Here is a 4366-nt window from a genome sequence, read left to right as displayed (position 1 = left end):
ACGGGAGGCTCACCCGGCCCCCGCCCACAGCCGCCCGCACGCCGGTCGTTCCGGGACAGGAGGTAGGCAGCCCCCGCGCCACCCGTACGGCGAGATAGGCAAAGGCCTGCGCTTCGAGCATGTCCCCGTCGAGCGCGACATCCTCCACCGCCGCAACCGGACAATCGAGAGAGACCTCCAGCATCCGCATCAGCACCGGGTTATGGCGACCACCCCCCGTGACAAGCACCCTTTCGGGCGGACACGGGCAATGCTGCATGGCCTCCGCCACGCCGGCGGCACACATGGCCGTGAGGGTCGCGGCGGCATCGGCATCGCTCAGCTCGCCCACAAGGGCCACCATCTCGGCGAAATCGTTCCGGTCGAGCGATTTCGGCGGTATACGCGCGAAATAGGGCTCGGCCAGAAACAGCTCCAACGCGCCCTGCTCCACCCGGCCCCGCGCCGCCAGCGCACCTCCTTCGTCGAAGGGAAGGTCCCGCCGGGTCTGCAACAGATCATTGATCGGTGCATTGGCGGGGCCCGTGTCGAAGGCCAGCAGCGCGCCTTCGGTTTCAGGCCGCGCGATCGCGGGATCGACCCATGTCAGGTTCCCCACCCCGCCGAGGTTCAGAAAGGCCACCGGGCGGCTCAGACCGATGCTGCGCGCGCAGGCGTGATGGAAAAAGGGCGCGAGCGGCGCGCCCTCGCCCCCCAGTTCGACATCGGCGCTGCGAAAATCCCAGACCACCGGCACTCCCAGTGCGTCGGCCAGCGCCGCGCCGTCGCCGACCTGAAGCGTCCCCCGGCCACGCGGCGCATGGGACAGGGTCTGCCCGTGAAAGCCGATCACGTCGATGCCCTCGCCCCCGTCGAAACCGCGCAGCAGGTCCAAATGCACCTCTTCCACGATCCGCGCCGCGGCATCGACCTCCGGCCCGGACCATTTGCCGAAACCGGCGGCGATCACACGGCGTTGCGGCGCACTGTAGACCTTGTAGCGGCTGGGCCCGAAGCCCGTGATCTCATGCCCGTCGGTGCGCAGAACGGCGGCATCCACCCCGTCGAGAGAGGTGCCCGACATGGCGCCGAGCGCCGTCACCACCCCGGTTCGCGGAATCGCCCTCTGCCTGCCGCCATTCATGGCCTTTTCCTTTGCCTGCTCTGCGCCTATAGATTGCCCCGCAATTCCAGCCGAGGGCAAGGACCATGACGTATCATCCCAAGTCTGACTTTCTGCGCATCATGCAGGAGCGCGGCTATCTCGCGGATTGCACCGATTATCAGGGCCTTGATGCCGTCCTGATGGAAGGCGTGCGCCCCGCCTACATCGGCTACGACGCGACGGCGAAATCGCTGCACGTGGGTCATCTGCTCAATATCATGATGCTGCGCTGGCTTCAGAAATGCGGGCACAAGCCGATCACCCTGATGGGCGGCGGCACCACCAAGGTGGGCGATCCGAGTTTCCGCTCGGACGAGCGCCCGCTGCTGGGGCCCGAGCAGATCGAGGAGAATATCGCGGGCATGGGGCAGGTCTTTTCGCGGTACCTGCGCTATGGCGACGGCGAGAGCGACGCGCTCATGCTCAACAACGCCGAATGGCTCGACGGGTTGAACTACCTCGATTTCCTGCGCGACATCGGGCGGCATTTCTCGATCAACCGCATGCTCTCCTTCGAGTCGGTCAAAAGCCGCCTTGACCGGGAGCAGAGCCTGTCGTTCCTCGAATTCAACTACATGATCCTGCAGGCCTACGACTTCATGGAGCTGTACCGCCGTCACGGCTGCCTGCTTCAAATGGGCGGGTCGGACCAGTGGGGCAATATCGTCAACGGGATCGACCTGACCCGCCGCGTCATCGACGCGGAGGTATACGGGCTGACCTCGCCGCTGCTGACGACCAGCGACGGGCGCAAGATGGGCAAATCCGCGGGCGGTGCCATCTGGCTCAACGGTGATATGCTGTCCCCTTACGAATTCTGGCAATTCTGGCGCAATTCGACCGACGCCGACACGGGCCGGTTCCTCAAGCTTTACACCGAGCTTCCGGTGGACGAATGCGAACGCCTCGGTGCGCTAGCAGGGTCCGAGATCAACGAAGCGAAGATACGGCTCGCCAACGAGGTGACGACGCTGCTGCACGGGGCCGAGGCCGCGCGCACCGCCGAGGCCACGGCGCGCGAAGTCTTCGAAAGAGGCGGCACGGGTGACGATCTGCCCACGCTGACGCTAAGCGCGGCAGAAGTGGCCGACGGCATCTCCATCGTGCAGCTGATCGTCAGGTCGGGGCTGGCCGGATCAGGCAAGGAAGCCAAGCGCCTGATCGCGGAAAACGGCGCGCGCATCGACGATGCGCCGCTGTCCGACGCGGGGCTGATGCTGGATGCGGCGGCCCTGTCCTCTCCGGTCAAGCTGAGCGCGGGCAAGAAAAGGCACGCGCTGGTGCGGGTGGAGTAATGCGCCCGCGGCGCCGGGGGGCGTGATCCCATGCCCCGCCGGAACCGCGTGCAACCTGACGGCAGCTTCCTGGCCCATCCGGCGCGGGGTGCGTTCATGGGCAACCGGGGTATCCTGCACGATGCGCAAGGCCGGTTGACCTACCGCCGCTGGGCCACCCGGGGCTGGGTGATCTGCCTGCTTTCCTTCGCCGGTCGCCCCGCGCGTCCGATCATGGCGCCCGGTCGCTATACGGAACTCTTCTTTCACGATGAAGCCGTCGCACTGGCTGCCGGGCATCGGCCCTGCGCCCAGTGCCGGTTTGAGGCTCATCAGTCGTTCCGCCGCGCCGCCGGTATCGAAGGCAGCATCGGTGCATTCGACAAAGAGCTTCATGCGGCACGCGCCATTCCGCGCGTCTTCGGTCAGCGGCGCCATAGCTCGACCATCGCCGATCTGCCCGATGGCACCTTCATCGCAGGGGACGAAGGCAAGCCCGTCCTCATCCATCAGGACGCGCTTTATCCCTTTACCCCTGAAGGATACGCAGCACCCCGCCCGCTGCCCCGAACCGGCGAGGTCACGGTGCTGACGCCCGAACCTTCGGTGAATGCCCTGCGCGGTGGCTATGCCCCCGTGATCCGGCTCTGACAAGCGGATCAGGCGTTCGCCTTCTCCTCCAGCGTGAGCCAGTCTTCCTCGGCAGCGGAAAGCTTTTCCTGCCGTTCGGTCAGCGCCTGCGTCGCCTTGCGGAACTTGACGGGTTCGCGTGTGAAAAGCTCAGGGTCGCCCAGAAGGGTTTCCAGCTTGGCGATCTCGGCCTCCAGCCGCTCGATCTCCGCCGGGAGCGCCTCCAGCCGGTGCTTTTCGGTGAAGCTCAGCTTGCTGCGCGGCTCCTGCGGCTGTTTCGCCTTCGGCTTTGCCGGGGCGGGCTTTGGCTTGACCACGCTGCCTGCGAAATCGTCCTGCCCGCGCTGACTGAGGTAATCGCTCCACCCGCCCGCATAGACCGTCGCCCGCCCGTCGCCTTCCATGGCGATGGTGGTGGCGGCGACCCGGTCCAGAAAATCGCGGTCGTGGCTGACCAGCAGCACGGTGCCGTCATAGGTGCCCAGAAGCTCCTGCAGCAGATCGAGCGTTTCGACATCCAGATCGTTGGTCGGTTCGTCCAGCACCAGCAGGTTGCTTTCGCGAGCCATGATCTTGGCCAGCAACAGGCGGGCCTTTTCGCCGCCCGACAGCGAACGCACCGGGGCGCGGGCCTGCGCCTCGTCGAACAGAAATTCCTTGAGATAGCCCACCACATGCTTGGGCTGTCCGCGCACCAGCACCTGATCCGCCTTGCCTGAGACGCGCATTTCGGGATCGCCGGTGAGGCTGTCCCAAAGGCTCATGTCCCCGTCGAGCTGGGCGCGGGCCTGATCGAAAAGCGCGATTTCAAGGTTGGTGCCCAGTTTGACCGTGCCCGCGTCGGGGGTTTCGCGGCCAATCATGATATTCAGCAGCGTCGTCTTGCCCACGCCGTTCGGACCCACCAGCGCGATCCGGTCGCCGCGCTGCACGGTTATGGAAAAATCCCGCAGGATCGTCTTGCCGCCGAAGGACTTCGCGATGCCCTCCGCCTCGATCACCTTGCGTCCCGATTTCGGCCCCGATTCCAGCGACATGGCCGCCGTGCCCTGCCGGGTGATCTGGGATGCCCGTTCTTCCCGCAAATCCTGCAACGCCCGCACTCGGCCCTGATTGCGCTTGCGCCGGGCAGAGATACCTTCGACCGCCCAACGCGACTCCGCCTTGATCTTGCGGTTGAGCTTGTGGCGCTGCATGTCCTCTTCTTCCCAGACCTGATCGCGCCAGGCCTCGAACCCTTCGAAGCCGGTTTCCTGCCGCCTGACGCTGCCCCGATCGATCCAGAGCGTCGCGCGGGTCAGCGCGCGCAAAAAGGCGC

The 4366-nt window shown here is 65.9% G+C and carries 4 protein-coding genes; 2 read left to right on the top strand and 2 right to left on the bottom strand.

Annotated features, from left to right (window positions below; all coding sequences use genetic code 11):
* Positions 1-1123, bottom strand: a 1123-nt coding sequence (locus tag A3728_RS13385) for an anhydro-N-acetylmuramic acid kinase (protein WP_067924634.1), incomplete at its 3' end; no start/stop codon positions are given.
* Between the two features lie 65 nt (positions 1124-1188).
* On the opposite strand from A3728_RS13385, the gene tyrS reads away from it, so the two are divergent.
* Together tyrS and A3728_RS13375 are read left to right on the top strand one after the other, a co-directional pair.
* Positions 1189-2439, top strand: coding sequence for a tyrosine--tRNA ligase (gene tyrS / locus A3728_RS13380; RefSeq protein ID WP_067924631.1), 1251 nt, complete (start codon positions 1189-1191; stop codon positions 2437-2439).
* Positions 2440-2469: 30 nt separating this feature from the next.
* On the top strand, positions 2470-3069 hold the full coding sequence (locus A3728_RS13375; protein WP_067924625.1) for a hypothetical protein: 600 nt from the start codon (positions 2470-2472) through the stop codon (positions 3067-3069).
* Positions 3070-3077: 8 nt separating this feature from the next.
* On the opposite strand, the gene A3728_RS13370 is transcribed toward A3728_RS13375, so the two are convergent.
* The coding region (locus tag A3728_RS13370; protein ID WP_067924622.1) for an ATP-binding cassette domain-containing protein at positions 3078-4366 on the bottom strand (1289 nt) is incomplete at its 5' end.

Origin of the sequence: Sulfitobacter sp. HI0040, assembly GCF_001634885.1 — a bacterium.
In the GTDB taxonomy this organism is placed as follows: Bacteria; Pseudomonadota; Alphaproteobacteria; order Rhodobacterales; family Rhodobacteraceae; genus Sulfitobacter.
The sequence above is the reverse complement of the archived record's forward strand: the minus strand, read 5'-3'. Positions and strand labels throughout refer to the sequence as shown.